The sequence below is a fragment of the Brevibacterium renqingii genome, assembly GCF_017808095.1.
Lineage (GTDB): Bacteria > Actinomycetota > Actinomycetes > Actinomycetales > Brevibacteriaceae > Brevibacterium > Brevibacterium renqingii.
The window spans coordinates 1-17,418 of the sequence record NZ_JADBHG010000011.1; the positions used below are offsets into that span (position 1 = coordinate 1).

The 17,418-nt window shown below is 61.2% G+C and carries 15 protein-coding genes and 4 pseudogenes; 8 read left to right on the forward strand and 11 right to left on the reverse strand.

The window, feature by feature from the left end:
- Positions 1 to 137 precede the first annotated feature (137 nt).
- Both IIE29_RS15560 and IIE29_RS15565 read left to right on the forward strand, forming a co-directional pair.
- Positions 138 to 1,321, forward strand: a pseudogene (locus IIE29_RS15560) (IS3 family transposase).
- 212 nt (positions 1,322 to 1,533) lie between these two features.
- Entirely contained in the window at positions 1,534 to 1,881 is a 348-nt protein-coding gene (locus tag IIE29_RS15565) for a nuclear transport factor 2 family protein (RefSeq protein WP_209326222.1), read from the forward strand.
- 79 nt (positions 1,882 to 1,960) lie between these two features.
- Here the strand turns inward: IIE29_RS15565 and IIE29_RS15570 are convergent, their stop codons facing one another.
- The 6 genes and pseudogenes from IIE29_RS15570 to IIE29_RS15595 all read right to left on the reverse strand — a co-directional run.
- A complete protein-coding gene (locus IIE29_RS15570) occupies positions 1,961 to 2,698 on the reverse strand; it encodes a class I SAM-dependent methyltransferase (RefSeq protein ID WP_209326223.1) in 738 nt (245 codons plus the stop codon).
- A 239-nt stretch (positions 2,699 to 2,937) separates the two neighbouring features.
- A complete protein-coding gene (locus IIE29_RS15575; RefSeq protein ID WP_209326224.1) occupies positions 2,938 to 3,747 on the reverse strand; it encodes an AAA family ATPase in 810 nt (269 codons plus the stop codon).
- Positions 3,747 to 5,135: a Mu transposase C-terminal domain-containing protein gene (locus IIE29_RS15580; RefSeq protein ID WP_209326225.1), complete on the reverse strand. Its 1,389-nt coding sequence runs from the start codon at positions 5,133 to 5,135 to the stop codon at positions 3,747 to 3,749. The genes IIE29_RS15575 and IIE29_RS15580 overlap by 1 nt, the downstream gene beginning before the upstream one ends.
- Before the next feature lie 44 nt (positions 5,136 to 5,179).
- Entirely contained in the window at positions 5,180 to 6,019 is an 840-nt protein-coding gene (locus IIE29_RS15585) for an IS5 family transposase (RefSeq protein ID WP_209326226.1), read from the reverse strand.
- Between the two features lie 82 nt (positions 6,020 to 6,101).
- Positions 6,102 to 7,490, reverse strand: coding sequence for an MFS transporter (locus tag IIE29_RS15590; RefSeq protein ID WP_343071933.1), 1,389 nt, complete (start codon positions 7,488 to 7,490; stop codon positions 6,102 to 6,104).
- A gap of 267 nt (positions 7,491 to 7,757) precedes the next feature.
- Positions 7,758 to 8,342, reverse strand: a pseudogene (locus IIE29_RS15595) (recombinase family protein); the annotation flags it as partial.
- Positions 8,343 to 8,643: 301 nt separating this feature from the next.
- Here IIE29_RS15595 and IIE29_RS17260 point away from each other — a divergent pair.
- A pseudogene (locus IIE29_RS17260) lies at positions 8,644 to 8,895 on the forward strand (transposase); the annotation flags it as partial.
- Between the two features lie 43 nt (positions 8,896 to 8,938).
- A pseudogene (locus tag IIE29_RS17265) lies at positions 8,939 to 9,499 on the forward strand (IS5 family transposase); the annotation flags it as partial.
- A gap of 27 nt (positions 9,500 to 9,526) precedes the next feature.
- On the opposite strand, the gene IIE29_RS15605 reads toward IIE29_RS17265, so the two are convergent.
- Both IIE29_RS15605 and IIE29_RS15610 read right to left on the reverse strand, forming a co-directional pair.
- On the reverse strand, positions 9,527 to 9,994 hold the full coding sequence (locus IIE29_RS15605; RefSeq protein ID WP_209326227.1) for an acetyltransferase: 468 nt from the start codon (positions 9,992 to 9,994) through the stop codon (positions 9,527 to 9,529).
- Positions 9,995 to 10,063: 69 nt separating this feature from the next.
- Positions 10,064 to 10,972 (reverse strand): NAD(P)/FAD-dependent oxidoreductase, encoded by a 909-nt coding sequence (locus tag IIE29_RS15610; RefSeq protein WP_209326228.1) that lies wholly within the window; start codon positions 10,970 to 10,972, stop codon positions 10,064 to 10,066.
- 59 nt (positions 10,973 to 11,031) lie between these two features.
- On the opposite strand from IIE29_RS15610, the gene IIE29_RS15615 reads away from it, so the two are divergent.
- The 4 genes from IIE29_RS15615 (at position 11,032) to IIE29_RS15630 (ending at position 14,439) form a co-directional block, all read left to right on the forward strand.
- On the forward strand, positions 11,032 to 11,544 hold the full coding sequence (locus IIE29_RS15615) for a MarR family winged helix-turn-helix transcriptional regulator (protein ID WP_209326229.1): 513 nt from the start codon (positions 11,032 to 11,034) through the stop codon (positions 11,542 to 11,544).
- Positions 11,545 to 11,816: 272 nt separating this feature from the next.
- The gene (locus IIE29_RS15620; RefSeq protein ID WP_209326230.1) at positions 11,817 to 12,086 is read left to right on the forward strand and encodes a hypothetical protein; all 270 of its coding nucleotides are present in this window, start codon (positions 11,817 to 11,819) and stop codon (positions 12,084 to 12,086) included.
- Positions 12,083 to 12,898, forward strand: a complete 816-nt coding sequence (locus IIE29_RS15625) for an ABC transporter ATP-binding protein (protein WP_209326231.1) — start codon at positions 12,083 to 12,085, stop codon at positions 12,896 to 12,898. Before IIE29_RS15620 ends, IIE29_RS15625 begins: the two co-directional genes overlap by 4 nt.
- Entirely contained in the window at positions 12,898 to 14,439 is a 1,542-nt protein-coding gene (locus tag IIE29_RS15630) for an ABC transporter substrate-binding protein (protein ID WP_209326232.1), read from the forward strand. Before IIE29_RS15625 ends, IIE29_RS15630 begins: the two co-directional genes overlap by 1 nt.
- Here IIE29_RS15630 and IIE29_RS15635 read toward each other — a convergent pair.
- From IIE29_RS15635 to IIE29_RS15645, 3 genes are read right to left on the reverse strand one after another with little or no spacing between them, the layout of a single operon-like run.
- A complete protein-coding gene (locus IIE29_RS15635; RefSeq protein WP_209326233.1) occupies positions 14,429 to 15,859 on the reverse strand; it encodes an MFS transporter in 1,431 nt (476 codons plus the stop codon). The two genes, IIE29_RS15630 and IIE29_RS15635, sit on opposite strands and share 11 nt — an antisense overlap.
- Complete coding sequence (locus tag IIE29_RS15640) at positions 15,856 to 16,785, reverse strand: NADP-dependent oxidoreductase (RefSeq protein ID WP_216629831.1); 930 nt, start codon at positions 16,783 to 16,785, stop codon at positions 15,856 to 15,858. Before IIE29_RS15640 ends, IIE29_RS15635 begins: the two co-directional genes overlap by 4 nt.
- Positions 16,782 to 17,414 (reverse strand): DsbA family oxidoreductase, encoded by a 633-nt coding sequence (locus IIE29_RS15645; protein WP_209326234.1) that lies wholly within the window; start codon positions 17,412 to 17,414, stop codon positions 16,782 to 16,784. Before IIE29_RS15645 ends, IIE29_RS15640 begins: the two co-directional genes overlap by 4 nt.
- Positions 17,415 to 17,418 lie beyond the last annotated feature (4 nt).

The window sequence follows — 17,418 nt, forward strand, 5'->3', positions numbered from 1 at the left end:
ATCAGGCGCTCGATCGTGCATCGGGCCACATGCCCGCGCCCTAACTGGTCGGGTTCGCGGTTGAGGACGATATGCATGGGACTGCTGAAGGTTTGGTTGACTTCACGACTGGATAAATTCCAGGAAGGATAGAAGTCATGCCAAAGATCTACACCGATGAGTTCAAGCAATCAGCGCTCGAGCTCTTGGACGATGGAATGACCCAAAAGCAGGTGTGTGCCGACCTCGGTATCTCGAAGTCAGCTCTCCAGGCCTGGGTGCGTGACTCGCGGCTACGCGAGCACGGACTCGAGCCCTCCCGTGATGTCGAGGAGTCACGCGCCCAGGCGGCAGCGCTGAAACGCATTCGCGAGCTCGAGCGTGAGAACAAGATCCTCCGCGAGGCCGCAGCGTACCTTTCGCAAGCGAACTTGAAGCTCGGTGGCCATCACCCAAAATGATGTACCCGCTGGTCCTTGAACTTGCTGCCACCGGGGTGCCGGTGGCAGTGACCTGTCGGGTGCTCGGCTTTACCAAGCAGGGGTTCTACAAGTGGTGCGCTCATCCGGTCTCAGCTCGGGACTGGGACGAGGCACATCTGATCAATGCCGCCTACGACGTTCATACGGACGATCCTGAGTTCGGGCACCGGTTCATCGCCGATGAACTCCACGCCGCGGGTCTGCAGACGTCAGAGCGTCGTGTGTGGCGATTGTGCTCGCAGCAGGAGCTGTTCTCGCACACGATCAAACGGGCCCGGAAGCACGGTAAGAAGCCCGGCCCGCCAGTGTGTGATGACCTCGTCGAACGCGACTTCACTGCCAAGGCAGTCAACGAGTTGTGGCTGACCTATATCACCGAGCATCACACCAGTGAGGGCAAGCTGTATATGTGCGCGGTCAAGGATGTGTTCAGCAACAGAATCGTCGGCTATGCCATCGATTCGAGGATGAAATCTCGCCTGGCTGTGGCGGCGATTGATGATGCTGTGGCCCGTCGTGGCGGACAGCGAGCCGTGGCCGGTTGCGTGGTGCATTCGGATCGCGGGTCGCAATTTCGTTCTCGGAAGTTCCAGCAGGTTCTACGGCGTTACGGGCTCGTGGGATCGATGGGTCGGGTCGGTGCTGCTGGTGATAATGCGGCGATGGAATCGTTCTTCGCCGTGTTGCAGAAGAACGTCCTCGATCGGGGCCGTTGGGACACGCGAGCGAGGTTGCGCACAGCGATCGTCCACTTGGTCGAGCGGACCTAGCACCGGAAGCGTCGACAGCGACGTTTGGGTAAACTGACCCCGGTTGAATACGAGCTTGTTCACCAAAAGGCCGTCGCCCTGGCGGCATAAACCCAGGAGTCAACCAAACCTTCAGCAGTCCCATGTGGCCCCCTTCCGTGCGCAGCGGGGACGTAAAATCAGGGGTATGGACTGTGAGATTCAACGATGAATGGCGGTGTTCTTGCATCGCTATGTGGCGGTCACTCGCTTTCCTCCGACAAATGTCCGAGATGCCCCCGCGGCCACTATGCTTGTGCTGACCATATTTCGAAGGAGCAATCATGAGTCAGACACCGAATCTCGTGCAGCGACATATAAATGCTTTCAACAATCGCGACGTCGACGCGCTGCTCAAAGACTTTGCGCCTTCGGCCGAGTGGATCACTGGTGACTACACGGTACCCAAAGGGCAACTGCGCGATTTCTTCACCTCCGCGATGGAATCGCTCACACCCCAGCTCACTCTCCGACGCGCTATCGACGGAGGAAATGCAGTTGCCATCGAAATGACAGAGGCCTGGACCCACGACTCCACCGCAAAATCAGCTGAGCTGATAGCAGTTTTCGATCTAGACGCGGGAAAGATCACCCGAGCGAGAATTTACCGCGAGGGCACCGCAGATCCGTAAGCCCCAGCGTTGGTCTTTCTCGACCGGCAGGCAACTCCGAATCATCAGCTCCGCTTAGCAGTGCATCCATAGCAGGCAGTCATCCTCGTGCGAGGATCAACCACCCACGTCCCGGAGCGTACGACAGGTCGCGCACCTCGATGTCTATGAAGCCAGCCGCCGAGAGCGATTGTTCGAACGCTTCTTTGTTGCGAAACCGTAGGGTCGAAGTGGAGTCGATTCGTTCACCATCGCGGTGAAAGATCGTCGGTGATTCGAAGCTCACGAGCTCCCCGTCTATTTTGGTCACCTGTATCCATTCCTCAACTGGCCCTTCGCTGTCGAGCTCGACGAGCCGATGAGTCTGTTCTTTAGTCCAACGCTCCCAACCGCGGTCGGCGGGACGTCGTGCCTCGAAGATGAGGTGCCCTCCTGGCCGAAGGCAGGTCTTGATTGCCTCCAAGGTGGCCATCCAGGCGTCGTCGCTCAAAAACACTTGCGCGACGTTGGCAGTCATCGTAGCGAGATCGAATTGCCCTTGTCGGCGTGGATCAGCAGAAACGTCGACTGTTGTGCCAACCACGAATTCTGCGAGGTCAGAGTCCACCTTTTCTCGCGCAACGTCGATGGACGCCGCCGCTGGGTCAACTCCCAACGTGAAAATTCCCAGGGTCGTGAGCTTTGAAATCAAGGTTCCAGTACCGCAACCGACGTCGAGTACCGTTGTCGCTTTGAACTCCTTGATGTACCGAAGATACATGTCAAGATCGCTTCGGTCAGGGTCAAGCGGATCGTAGACACGAGCGAGCCTGGGATTGGAGAAGATGCTATCTGGCATTTTTCCAGGCTACCGGTTCAAGACACCCTCCAGCCGGGACAATCTATACCGTCCACACGTAACCGCTAGGCTCGGCAAAACACCGGAGGTCGGTGTACAGGCTCTGAGGTGGGCGGCACGAAGCATGATCGTGAACAGATCCGAGTCGAAAGCATTCGCATGTATTGGAAACCTTTTGGATGATGCAACACCGCTACAGAGTATTCGAGAGTGTCCGCTCACCGAGTCTCGTGATGCCTCTAGTTACCGATGACGAGGATACTCGCGGCTGCCTCAACGACATCGTCGGTGATGGTCTCAAGTTGATTGATTCTCATGACTCGTCTGATCTGGGGAAAGAGTCGTTCAAGCAAACGGAAGTTGCCACGAGTGATTCGCTCGATCGCTGCGACCGCTTGGGCATCGGTGAAGTCGTCCATGTCGAGTGTCGATCCCAGACGCTTCCATTGTCGTTCGAGGACGAAGAGGAGTTCGTCGCGGCCGAGTGAACGGTAGTTGTGGGAGAACCCGAGACGCGAGTACAGCTGTGGGTAATGTCGGAAACGTTGATCGATTCCGGGCATCCCGATGAAGATGATCGCCAGCCCGTGCCGGTCGTGTTCGTCGCGCAGGAGTTCCAGCGCCGTTGGTGTCAGTCGTTCAGCCTCGTCGATGATGACCAACTCGACCAGGTTCGCCGCGTTTCCGACGTGGACGCCAGTGACTTTCCCAATCGTGCGTAAATGCTCATCGATGCAGAACCCGACTCGGGTTTGAAGATGCCCGATGTCATTCATGATCTGCTTATGACGAGGCAAGACTTCCGGGGTATAAAAGACTGTTCGGGACCGATGCGCGGTGGCATGGACTTTCGCATCAGCTGTAGACCGCGGCCCCCATTCGTCGACGAAGGTGCCGACTTCATCCCAATGGGCGTAACGGCGCGCCGAAAGTGTCTTACCGACGCCAGCCTCGCCGTGACAGATACCGATCGTTTTCTCTTTGCGCACTGCCGTGGCGAACTCTTTGAACCGACGGTGTTCCTTGGTGATGATGAAGTCCCGTGCCATTAGTCGTCCTCTTCATAGGTGCGTAGCTTCGACCGTCGGCGCGCAGTCTGGCTACTTCTCTGGGGTTCTTCGCGATTCGCAACTCTGGGGATGCGTTCGTTGATGTCTTTGCGTAACTGTCGGCGGCGGGCGCGGCGGGCTGATTCGACTTCTCGGAGGCTGAGCCTCTGGTTCGGGTTGGTCTGATCGACGGCCACGCAGATGAGGGTGTCGCGCTCGTAGACTCGGATCTCCGAAATGTCGCGGGGGTCATAGCGGATCGTCACTGGCTTTCCGACGAGCGGAGCGAGCGTTGGTGAGAGATAGCGTTGACCTTGGAAATGGATGCCATCGCGGCGGACAGTGCGGTGTTTGGGAACGGTCAGCAACAGTCCGTCGAGCTCGGCCAGCGTCTCGGGCATTCGCGGGAGCCATCCCTGTCCGATCCAAGCTGCCTTGGGGCTGGTGTTGATTTCTCGGTGCGGGCGTTCGTTGTATGCCGTGATGAAGTCACCGATCTTCTGATCCCGGGTGGGCAGGTCCATTGAAGGCGTCGGCTTCTTCTCGGAGCCTTTGGTGTATCCGGGCAGGGTGGTGAGGAGTTCGGTGTTGAGGGTACCGAAGAAGCGCTCAATCTTTCCGCGGCCTTGTGGGCGGGCGATGGTTGAGTAGATGATCCGGATTTTCAGCGCGGTTGCGGTGTATTCGAGGTGGTGGCTGGTGAAGTCGCTGCCGTGGTCGACGTGGAGGACGTTGGGGATGCCGCACATGGCCCAGGCGGGGTCGTCTTTGCGCCAGATCGCTTGCCGGAGTGCTAACGCGGTATTCATTGCTGAGGGTGCTCCGGTGAAGACCATGTATCCGCAGATTGCTCGGGAGCAGTCGTCGATGATTGTCGTCAGCCACGGGCGTTCCGGGCGTCCACTGGCATCGGTGATGAGGATGTCGAGTTCGGTGTGATCGGCTTGCCATGTGTCATTGGGATGCTCGGCGGTGTGCCGGTAGATGAGTTCGTACTGGTCCCTGTACGCGGCAGGACCGTCGAGGGCGAGAGTCACCATCGCCGGATCCAAGCTTTCCAGGATGGAACGGACCGTCCCATAGCTGGGTGCCGCCTCGCCTATTCGATGCGCCTCCTTCACCGTGAGACGGTGGAGATTAGCAATGCTCGGGCGTGGCCGTGTGAGCCCGAGTCGTTCGATGAACGCTTGAAGCTTAGGGTGTGTGCGCCTGGAACCAGAGTCGTGTCGGGTCTGCGGTTCAAGAGCAGCGACGCCACCGGTTTTGTATTGCTGGTGCCAGCGTTGCAGGGTGCGCAAACCAATGCCAGTGTCTCGGGCCAGAGTTGTCAGAGGAATGTCGTCTTCGACGTGGAGCCGAAGGATTCGCCACTTCTCTGACCCGTCCATTTCACATCGGTTTAGTTAGAGGTCGCGCGGATAGGGCGTTTGGATCAAGGGCACCGGGCAGGGCGAGCATCCCACCTGTAGCGCTTCCAAGACTGGCGGACCAGGCGGCGGATGAGGATGACCGCGCTGGCCAGCGCGACCCAAGCGTTCTGCACACACCCCTGCCGGTCGGTCACCTTTGCCAGCGCCGAGAACCCTCGGTTGTGCCATGAGTTGGTCCGCTCAACGACCCATCGATGAGTGTGGCTGATAGGTAGGAAGGTGCCTTTGGGAGTGATGTTCGGCGTGCAGCCCATCTCAGCGAGCAAATCCCGGGTCCGAGCCGAGTCGTAGCCTGCGTCCAGGTGGACTGTGATGACCTCTGGAAGCCAGAACCCGAGCCCGGCGAGAGTCTCAAGCGTGGGACGCAGGAGCGCGGAGTCGTTCCTGTTGGCCCCGGTCAGCACCCATCCGACCGGAATTCCGCCGCCGTCCACGAGCATAGATCTCTTGAGACCAGATTTGCCGCGGTCGACAGGGCTGCGTCCGGTGTTTTCTCCTCCGCACGGTGCTTTGACGATGCATCCGTCGACCACGAGGTTGTGCAGGTCGAGGCCGACGGCCTGGTCGTAGGCCTCGAGGGCCAGGCGGTGGAGTTGTTCGAAGACGCCGGCGTGTATCCACTCGTCGCGACGGTCGCGCATCGTGGTCGCCGAGCAGGACTCGTCGGCGTGCTGCTGATAGGTGCCACCCAGGACGAGGCGCACCAGAAGTTTGTCGAAGACGACCCGGTCAGGTATGCGTGGCCGGTGGCAACCCAGGGGGTGGTTGATGTTCCGTTCGGGAAGCAGCGTTTGGAACTGCTCCCACAGAGGGTCGGTGATGAAGGTGGGCAGGACGGGCACGTGGCCTTCTAATTCTCGTCGTGTTGGAGCGGAGGGGTTGCCGCGCCGCATCCTTCTGGGCGCGGCGCGGCAGCCTACTCTGCTACCCGGCCTGCGGCTGCTCCACGGCGGTGGCCGGCGAGCGGGAAACGACCACGGCTCCGACGATCAGCCCAATGACGGCGAGTACCGCCGCGATCACGAACGGGTCTCCGGCGTGCAGGGCGGGGGCGAACCCGAGCCCTACGTAGATAGCCACACCGGTTGCCCCGCCGAGCTGGTCTGCTGCTCGCTGGACGCCGGAGGCGATCCCTGCGTCCGCGTCGGTGGTCCCGCTGACCGCGATGTACTGCAGACCCACGAGTCCGAAGCCCATGCCCGCTGCGATCAACAGCATCGCCGGGAGCAGCCATGCCGCCCCGCCGCCCAGGACGGCCACGAGTGCGACCAGGCCCATCGCGCCCGCAGCGGCCGCGAGCCCGACCAGCACGCACGCGCGTGCACCCCACTTCCCCAGCAGCCGGGGAACGAGCACCGATGCCCCAATCAGCGCCGCGGCCAGGGGCAGCATCGTGAGGCCTGCCCCCAGAGGCCCGATCCCGAGCCTGTCCTGCAGGTAGAAGGTGAATAGCAGGAACGACGTCGACAGCGCACCGCTGAGCAGCATCGTCGTTAGGTTCGCCCGCAGTCGAGCGCGGTCGGCGAAGAAGGTCAGTGGGACCAGCGGGTTCGGCGACCTCGACTCGACGCGCACGAACCCGACAGCGGCCAGCACCGCACCGACCAACGCGGCCACGCTCACCCAGAGGCTGGTGGCAGGCTCACCGGCCTCCACCGCCGCGTAGACGAAAAGCAACGGGCATGCGGTCAACAGGAGCGAGCCCGGGAGGTCCAGGCGGACCCTCTCACGAGACGCGGATCGGTCCGCAGGGACCAGGACGAGCGCGGCCACGATCACCACCAGGATGAACGGCACCGAGACCAGGAAGACCCAGCGCCAGCCCAGGTGGGCAGTGATGATCCCCGACAGAGCGAACCCAAGAACGAGGCCGCAGCTGGCCACGGCGGCCCACACGCTCAGGGCGCGTGACCGGCGCGGGCCTTCGGGGAAGAGCAGCACGATGGTCGCCATCGCCGCGGGTAGCGCTACGGCCTCGCCGGCTCCCTGGAGCAGGCGTGCGGCGACCAGGACCGGGAAGGATGAGGCCAGACCCGCGAGCAGAGAAGCCGCGCCGAAGAGAGTAGTGCCGACCAGGAGAGTGCGGCGACGGCCGAGAAGGTCACCGAGCCGGCCGCCGAGCATCAGCAGCCCGCCGCCGGTGATGGTGTAGCCGACCACGACCCAGGTCAAGGAGTGGCCCTCGACGCCGAAGTCCGCGCCGATCGAGGGTAGCGCAATGTTGACTACGGTCACATCGATCGCGATGAAGAATTGCAGCATGGACATCGCGCACAGCACGAGCCATGCGCGCACACGGTCGAAACTGTGCACGCGGGTAGAAGATGAAAAACTTGATTGCATCTGTTGCTCCGTCGCCCTAAAGAGTTACGAGCAGCACAAACGGCCGCTCCGGATAGATCACGAAGCGACTGGACGTTCCAGGTGAGATGTTGCTGAGAGCAGGACGTCCCGCCGCTAGCGGGACGTCCTGGTCACTGCCGCACAAGCGGCCGAGCATGAAGAGGCAGACATGCTACCAACGCTAGCAGAGGGACCCTGTGACTCCGGGCCTGTTTTCCTATCCGCGCGAGCTCTTAGTGTGTCGTGAGTGCCGGCGGCCTGACGGTGTCGATACAAGGTGGCTCTCGACCAGCCCACCAAGCGTGCCGCATCTTCAGCGGTGCGTCCCTTGGCTCGGGCGTCTTCAGCGATAGAGAGCTTCTGGGCGATCTCGTCCGGGTTCACCGGTGGCCGCCCAAACTTGGTGCCGTTTTGCTTGGCTGCGGCAATGCCGGCGTTGACGCGTTCGGTGATGAGTTCACGTTCGTACTCGGCCAGCGTGGCTAGCATTCCCAGCATCATCCGACCCGATGATGTCTCGGGGTCGATGTTGTCTGAGACGGATCGAACCTTTACGCCTCGGTCCCGGAGGTGGTTCACGGTTGCCAGAACATCGAGGAGCGATCGGCCGAGGCGGTCAATTCGCCACACGACGACGGTGTCGCCGTCCTCAGCATAGTCCAGCAGCCGCCTCATTCCAGGTCGCTGTTTTGCTGTCCTACTCCCAGAGGTTACGTCTGAGAAAACATCTCGTTTCTGGACTCCCGCACCGACGAGTGCGTCGAGTTGGAGCTGCGCATCTTGTCCGGCAGTACTGACTCGCGTGTATCCCAGAAGTCTCATGCTTCAAGAATGACTCACAAAGGCCAAAAAGTCACGACCGTAAGACAGTTCACGGTGAGACAAGTTTTCGAGACATTCTCTGACCTGTGAAGTCGGGCGGCGAGAGCTTCCAAGACCGAACGAGATGCCTGTCTTATAAATCTAAACGTTTAAGAGACGCACAAGTGAAGAAGAAGGCACCATCCCTCTTGGCGTCGAGGGAAGAACTTAGGCGAGACAGCTATTGCGTCAGTTTGCTAGGGCGTGTTGCTAAACGTTTCTCATCCTCTCTTCAGAGAGACTTAACCACGTGTCGCGTGATGTGATTTCTGATGAGATATGGGCCGTCATTGGCCACTTGCTCCCTCCCATGAAATCGACGGGTCGCCCGCCGATCGATAGACGTATAGTCGTCGAAGCCACTGCGTGGCGATACCGTACCGGCGCACCATGGCGAGACCTCCCTGAACGGTTCGGGAATTGGAACACGATCTACAAGAACTTCAACCGATGGGCCCAGGCCGGGGTCTGGGCAAAACTACTTGAACACGTCCAATCCCTTGCCGCCCACAGCAAATCCCTCGATTGGGTAGCCTCGATCGACTCAACAATCGTGCGCGTCCACCAACATGGCGCGACGCTCTCGCGCCACACAGGGGGCACAGTCGAACTACAAAAAATTCGGCGAGGAACCTCCCGATCACGCAATTGGCCGATCTCGCGGAGGCATGACGACCAAGAACCACCTCGTCGCTGATGGTCGAGGACGAGCGCTGGCGTTCATCCTCACACCAGGACAGACGGCGGATACATCAATGCTGACGGCCACGATGGAGCAGATCCGTGTCGTGGGTGCCAAAGGCCGCCCGCGCACACGACCAGATCGATTGATGGCCGACAAGGGCTACCCGTCCAGAGCAAACCGAGCCTGGCTGCGAGATCGGGGCATACCCGCGACTATCCCCGAACGTGACGATCAGATCGCCCACCGGCGCAAACGACGTGGACGCCCGATCGATTTCGGTGACGACCAACGCGAACGCTACCGGGGACGCAACGTCGTCGAACGGTGTTTCGGGAAACTCAAGCAGTGGCGTGGGATCGCGATGAGATCAGACAAGACTGCCCGCAACTATCACGCTGCAGTCTGCCTCGCCGCTTCACTCCAATGGCTATAGTTCTCGAGAAGGACCAGACCCCACGCGTTAGCTCACTTGTAGATGCAACAGTGGGTAGGGGCGTCCGGCATCGTCGATTTCGCTGCGGCCAACGACGCAGAATCCTCGATGGGTATAGAACTCTACAGCTTGGACATTCTGCTCGTTAACGTCAACGCTTCTGATGCCGTGTTCCTTGACCGCGTGTCTCAGAAGTCTCGTACCAATCCCTCCGCCACGTCGTCCAGCGTCGATAAACAGCATTTCCAGCTTTCCATCCAAGACGCCGGAGAATCCTGCTGGGCGACCATCGAGTTCTGCGACAAATAGCGAGACGGCAGGGAAATAGTCAGTCTCCAGCTTGGATTCGATCTCTCTTCGGTCCGCTTCGGATAAGAAGTCGTGAGTGGCGTTGACTGCGCTTCGCCAGATCGCTTTGAGTAGCGGATAGTCTGTTTGCCCGTTGGAGGGCCGGATACTGAGTTCAGTCTCGCCGCCGTGTGGTTGCTCGCTCATATCTCCATCATGACAGGCCAATCGGGTTGGCGCGTGACCGAACTTCGGGGACCACTTTAGCAACACGCCCTAAGCCAATCCAAGGAGAGTGTCATTGATGTTAATAGCTGCAGTCGCTCCTTCTGCCGCGGCATTGACTAGTTGAGCGGACGAGGTGACTACATTTCCTGCTGCCCAGATCCCCTCTATGCTCGTACGGCCGAACTGATCACGAGTGGTCCAGCCTTGCCCGTCGCGCGCGCAACCTGCCTTACGTAAAAGGTCGTCATTCGGCTGAAAGCTTGGTCCGACAAACACGGCCCCGACCGTCATCGTGTCTCCAGGGTTAATGGCTAGAACAGAATCGTTAGTGGAGCTGGTGGATACGGAGGTCACCATGCGATCATCTACTGAAATGCCGCGCGCCAACAGGTCGTCTCGCTCGTCCTTTGAGAGCGACATCCCGCAAGTAATCAACGAGACCTTTGGATTCCACTGCGTCAGTAACTTCGCTTGCTTCAAGATGAATGGCTTGTTCTCGCCGCCCAAAACCGCCACGGCTTTCTCCGGGTCCAGCTCAGCCCCGTGGCAATAGCTGCAATGATGCACAGTCTCTCCCCAGTGGTCCTCGACGCCCGGAATTGAGGGAAGAACGTCCGTGATGCCAGTGGCGATGATTACTGCATCTGCACGGATCGATTGGGAGTCTGTAAGAATTGTCAGACTCTTGCCGGATCGATTTTCGGTGATCGAGTTAGCTTTCGCGCGCACGATCTCCCCGCCGAAGGCCTCGACCTCCGAGCGCCCAAGCTCGAGTAATTCCTGGGGCCCTATGCCCTCGCGGGTCAATAGTCCGTGCGCGTGAGAGGCGAACCGGTTTCGAGGCGACCCGGCGTCGACTACCTGCACCTTGCGACGGGCCCTTGCAAGGGTGAGTGCCGCACTGAGCCCGGCGACACCAGCCCCGACAACCGCAACATCGACGTTCAAAGGCTTCACGTGTTTGCCCTTTCATCAGGTATCCTGGACCAGATGATTGTATACTAGTTAACGGAGTGATGGTGAGCTTTCCGCCTGAGTACCGAGGTCAAGTAGTCGATGCGTGGCAAACCTACGCCCCTGCGCTTAATGACCGAACGATGCGCGTTGTTGGAAGTTTGAAGTCGATTCACGAGGCGTTAGCTCGAAGCTCAGAGAAGGCATGCCAGCATCACCCGGTGTCGCCTGCAGAATTGGAAGTGCTGGTACCGCTTCACCGCAGTAGCATTGCGATGACTGGTGCCATGCTGGCGTACCGGCTAGGAATGACGCGCGCGGGAGTTGCAAAGCATTTGAAGCGTCTGGAAGCAAGGGGGCTTTTAAGCCGCGACCAAATGCCCGGAGACAAAAGATCATCGGCGATCACACTCACTGAGCAAGGAGCGCGCGTAACCGAAAGCGCGTTCGCGGAAGAGCTATCTGAGCACGCGCGGCTTCTCCGCGAGGTTATTGATGACAAAAAGCTCTACGAAGCCCTCGCGGAAGCGGCACGGAAGGTCGCTGAAAGTGCAGCTACAGCGGGCGGAGATTGACTGCGCGTCAAGAGCAACGTGAGTCTCCCTAAAGCGAACACGGGACCACCTCGTCGAGGTCGTCACTTTCGATTGATGGGGAGTAGCCGCTGGATTCCACCAAAGACCACAAGCAGGTTCGATTTCAATCGTGGTCACTGCCCATGGTCCCAGGCCAGATCTGGTTGCGGTGAACGCGTTGACGCCATTCTCCGTTTCACAATCACCGCCACTTATCGCTGAAGCTCACACCGCAGGTGCTGCTCTGTGACGAACCGACGACGGCGCTCGACGTGACGATTCAGGCGCAGGTGCTCGATCTCTTCCGCACCATGCAGCAGGACGAGGGTCTCGGTCTGCTCTATGTCACCCATGACCTCGCGGTCGTCGCTCAGCTGTGCTCGTCGATCAGCGTGATGAAGGACGGGCAGATCGTCGAACACGGTGTGCTGCAGGAGGTCTTCGACGATCCTCAGGAGGAGTACACGCGTCGACTGCTGACAGCGACTCCGCGAATCGATGAGGGCGTTGACGATGTGGGCCTTGCCGAGGAGACACGATGACTGAGACTCAGCCGGCACCGGCTCGCGGTCTGCGCGCCGAGAACGTCACCGTCACCTTCGGACGTGGTGACCGCGCCTTCACCGCGGTCGATTCCGCCGACCTGCAGGTCCTCCCGGGCGAGATCGTCGGACTCGTCGGCGAATCGGGTTCGGGGAAGTCGACGCTGTCCCGAGTCATCTGCGGACTCCAGCGTGACTACGACGGCACGGTGAGCGTCGACGGTCGGGAGTTCGCACAGAAGCGCACGAGCGCTCAGTGGCGGATCGTGCAGATGGTCTTCCAGGACCCCTTCGCCTCTCTCGACCCCCGTTATACGGTGCGGGCGACCCTCGCCGAGGTGATCCGCCATCATCGTCTCGCCTCCGGTGCCGCTCTGCGGGCCAGGTGTGCGGAGCTCATGGCGATGGTGCGGCTGCCCGAGGAGTTCCTCGACCGCACCCCGACCGCTATGTCGGGAGGGCAGAGGCAGAGGGTGGCGATCGCCCGAGCGCTTGCCGTCGAGCCCAGGATCATCGTCGCCGATGAGGCCGTCTCCGCCCTCGACGTCAGTGTTCAAGCTGAGATCGTCGCACTCTTCGCCCGACTGCGCGAGGAACTCGACCTGTCAATCCTCTTCATCTCCCATGACCTGGCGGTCGTCAAGAAGCTGTGCGAGCGGATCTACGTCATCCACAACGGACGTCTCGTCGAAGAGAACACCACCGAGGAGATCTTCACGTCACCGCGCGACGACTACACGAAGACACTGCTGAAGGCGATACCCACCTTCGACAGCGCTTACCTCGATCGGATCCGAAGAGGGGAAGGGTGATGGCCAAGGGATTCGCAGCGGTGACTGCCGCGCTCTGCGCCTGCCTCGTGGTCCTCGCAGGGTGCGGTTCATCAGGAGAGAAGACTGCCCGGCCCGGAGGCGACCTCGTCTTCGCTCGCGCCGCCGATGCCACAACTCTGCTGCCACCGACGACGACCCAGAATGAAGACATCTGGACACTGCAGCAGGTCTACGAGACTCTCACGCTCAACAAACCCGACGGGTCCGGGGTCGAACCGGGGCTGGCAACCGATTGGGAAGAATCGAAGGACAAGATGTCCTGGACCTTCCACCTGCGCGAGGGAGTGAAATTCCACAGCGGCAAGACCCTCGACGCCGACGATGTCGTCTTCTCCCTCAACTATGCGCGGGATCAGGAGGATGAGAACAATCTCTGGGCAGCCGAATTCGACCCGATCAAAGACGTGAAGAAAGTCGATGACCACACGGTGCGCATTGACCTGAAGCAGCCGTGGGGTCCCCTGCCGAGCTATATGGCGCTGTTCGCCGCATCGATCTACCCCGATGACTTCGGCGGACACGACGCCGAGTACATGGCAGCGCACGCAGACGGCACCGGGCCGTTCGAGGTCGGCAGTTGGAATAAGGGACAGAGCCTGGAACTGGTGAAGAATCCGGACTACTGGGAGGACGGCGTCCCCTCTCTGGATTCCGTGACCTTCAACGTCGTCGCCGATGACAACACTCGTCGCCTGCAGCTGCAGGGCGGCCAGGCCGATATCAATCAGGAGCCTGCTCCATTGAGCATGAGTCAGCTTTCGCGCTCTCAGGACATCAATGCCCAGGCGTTCACCTCGACGAAGATCCTCTATTTCAACATCAACAACAAGGAGAAGGGACTCGACGATCCCAAGCTGCGCCGTGCTATGTCGTATGCGGTCGACCGCAAGTCCATCGTCGAGGTGGTCTACGCCGGTTACGCTGAGCCCGCGACTTCGTTCATCTCACCGGGACTTGCCGGTCATGCGGACAAGGTCGACAGCAGCCAGTTCGACATGGAGAAGGCCAAGCAGCTGGTCAAGGAGTCTGATCATCCAGACGGTATCGACATCACTATTCAGATTCCCTCGGGTGTCGCCAACCGTGAGCTGCTGGCGCAGATCGCCCAGCAGGCGTGGCAGGACATCGGCCTGACCGTTCACGTCCAAAAGCTCGACGATGCGACTCTGACGACGAACCGCACGAACGGTGACTTCCAAGTTCAGGTCAGCTATGCGACGTCCGATGTCTCCGACACTTCGCAGATGATCAACTTCCTCGCCGTCACCGACGACTCGGGAATCCGCTCCGGCTACGCGAATCCCAAGGTGGAGAAATGGGCGGAGGAGGCCGTGGCCGAAGAGGACCCGGAGAAGCAGAACGAGCTCTACGCCCAGATCCAGCAGCAGGTCGCCGACGAGGCCCCGATCGTACCGATCGCCTACCAGCGGGCGCTGTACGGAATGAGCCGGGATGTCGTCGGTTTCGAACCCTATGTGCTGGGCACCTATGGGCTGAAGGAGACGAAGCTCAAGCACTGAGGCGGTAGGACCATGCGACCGCGACCCCGACCAGCGCAAGTCCGGACATCACGAGGTAGCTGATGACGAAGCCCGAGCTACTCGCCGATGATGACAGTACGATTCCGACCACGGCGAGCAGCGTGGTCGTGATCATGCTCTCGGAGACCTGCAATGATGAGCTGAATTCCCCGTGCCGCCTCGGATCCGTGATCCTTAGAGTCGCCGACGCGATGCGCGGGTAGACAATCCCCATTCCCAGTCCCATGAGGACGCAGCCGATGACCACGCCGGCGAGGGGGAGCAGTTCAGTGACATGACCGAGAACGGCCAGCGGACCGCATGCGACCAAGGGCGCGCCGGCCGCGAGCAGCAGTCCGTCCGTCGCTCCTCGGGAGTCGAATCTGCCCTGTGCCCATGAGCCGACCGCCCACCCGCCGGCACCGCTGGCGACGACGAGACCAGCCGTCGTCGCAGAGTGACCGTTGTGACTCTGCAGGAACAGCGTGAGGTGGACATCGCAGGCAGTCACCGTGGCACCGAGGGCCCCTCGCAGCCCTATGAGTCGAGAAGCGGGGCCCCTGAGCCGCAGGGTTCCGGCCGGCAGAATGGCCCTGGCAGCGCCCACAAGGATCACGCTGGCCAGCACAAGCGCAGCTACGGAGGCTCCGAGAGGGAGTTGACTCGCAGAATGCAGAGCTAGGAGCGCCGCCGCGGCCACGGCCGCCGACAGAATTCGGCGGTGACCCCGCTGCGACGACGCACCGGACTGGGCCGGACCAGACTCTGCAGTGTCAATAGACGGAGCGTCAACGCCGGCCGTCGGCGAGACGGCAGTCGAAGTGAAGAGCGCGATGATCGCAGCCGCCGACCCGACGACCACGAACCAGAAGACCACGCGCCACGACGTCGCCTCGGTGAGATAGCCGGCGGCCAGGGGCCCGGCGAGCGAAGGCACAAGCCAAGCGGCGCTGAGCAGACCGAACATCCGCGGACGCAGGTCCTCAGGCAGCACACGGGCGATGAGCACATAGATGACCACGGAGTCGATGCCGCCGCCGAGGCCCTGAACGAGACGGCCGAACACGAACATCTGCGGATCGGTCGCCACCGCGCAGGCGGCGATGCCCAGGACGAACAGAGTCCCACCGAGGGCAAGCGGCTTCCGCACTCCGTGGGCATCGATCCACGTTCCGGCGAGCACGTAGCCGACCAGTCCGGTGGTGATCGTGCCCGCATAGGCAGCCGAATACCACGTCCGCCCGTCCAGATCAGCCATTGCAACCGGCAGCACGGTCGTGACTGCGAAGGACTCGAATGCGATGAGCGCCATGAGAGTCAGGGCACTTGAGATGAACGGCGCCCGCTTCGCCGTCCACAGTCCGCCTCCTCGACTCACCGCACCGCGCCGCTTCCCCGACCCGGCTGAGGCTGATCTCATGGTCCGCCGATTCGCAGGGCGATCTTGCCTCGCCCGTGCCCGGTCTCGACGTTCCGATGCGCCTCAGCGGCTTCGTCCAATCGGAAGGTGCGCCGAATGTGGACTCTCAGTCGGCCGTCGGCAACGAGTCGGGCGAGATCGCCGAGGCGCTCGGCCGTCCGCCGACTGCGGACGATCCGACACCCCAGTTCGTCGGCCAGCGCCATATCCACGATCGTCGCGATGCGGGCTCTGTCGTCGACGAAGCCCACCGCCAGGCGCAGGTTCTCGTGCCCGGCGGCGTCGAACGCGGCGTCGAATCCGCGTCCGACTCCTCTGAGTCGATCCATCTCGCCGGAGCCATATCTGACCGGGTGCGCTCCGAGAGAGCGCAGGTAGTCGTGGTTGGCCTCGCCTGCGGTCCCGACGACCTCGGCGCCGGCGAGAACCGCCAGCTGGGTGAAGATCGTCCCCACACCGCCCGCGGCTCCGTGGACGAGCACGCGGTCACCCTGTGCAATACCGAGATCCTCGAAAGCGGTCAGAGCTGTCTGTCCGGAAGCCGAGAGTGCCCCCGCCTGGTCCCAGGACAGCTCTTTCGGCTTGAGGACGACCTGAGCGGCAGGGACCGCAGCGTACTCCGCATAGGAACCGAGCATCGAATAGCCGAGCACCTCATCACCGAGGGCAAAGTCCTCGACATCAGGTCCGAGTCCGACAATGATTCCGGAGAAGTCGTTTCCCGGGATCTGGGGGAAGACGATATGGGCCCCCGGCGGAGTCCAGCCTGCACGGATTGCCGCATCGGTCAGCTGCACTCCGGCGGACATCACGCGAACGAGCACCTCGCCCGATTCTGCAGAGGGTCGCTCCATCCGCCGAGTGCGCAGGACTTCGGCGGGTCCGAATTCGTCGAACGCCGCCGCCGTCATCAGCATCGCGCTCATCGTGACACCGCCTCGCTGTGCAGGAATGATGCGATGTCTGCGGCAGACCGCGCCCCGGAGATTGAATGATCGCCGAGGAGGTACGTCGGAACCGAGGGGAATCCTCGGCGGACCGCTTCGTCGTGGTCGTCTCTCACCGCAGTGTCCAGTCGTGGGCTGTCGACGGCGGTTTCCACCTCAGAATCGCTAAGTCCCATCCGCCTGCCGAGTTCTGCGAGCACCTGCGGGGACGAGATGTCGAGGTTCTCGGACAGATGTGCGGCGAAGACGATTTCCCAAGCGGCATCGACGTCGAGGGCGCGTTCCTTCACGGAGCGGAGCAGACGGTGCGCGGCTCGCGAATCGACCCGCAGCGCAGTGTCGATCGCGATGTCGAGGCCGACCTCTCTGCCGGCTTCGCGAATCGTGCTCGACAGTCGCTCCCACTGCTGCTCCATCATCCCCCATTCGGATGTCGCCACGTCCGGCAGCATCTGTCCGGCGGTTGGCGGTCCATCCGGTTCGAGCAGGAAGCTTCGATGGTGGACGGTCAGCTCCTCGCCGAGCAGTGCAGTTGCCTTTCTCAGCCTGTGGTACCCGATCCAGCACCAGGGGCATCGCACATCTGCCCACAGTCGTATGTCGATCATCGTT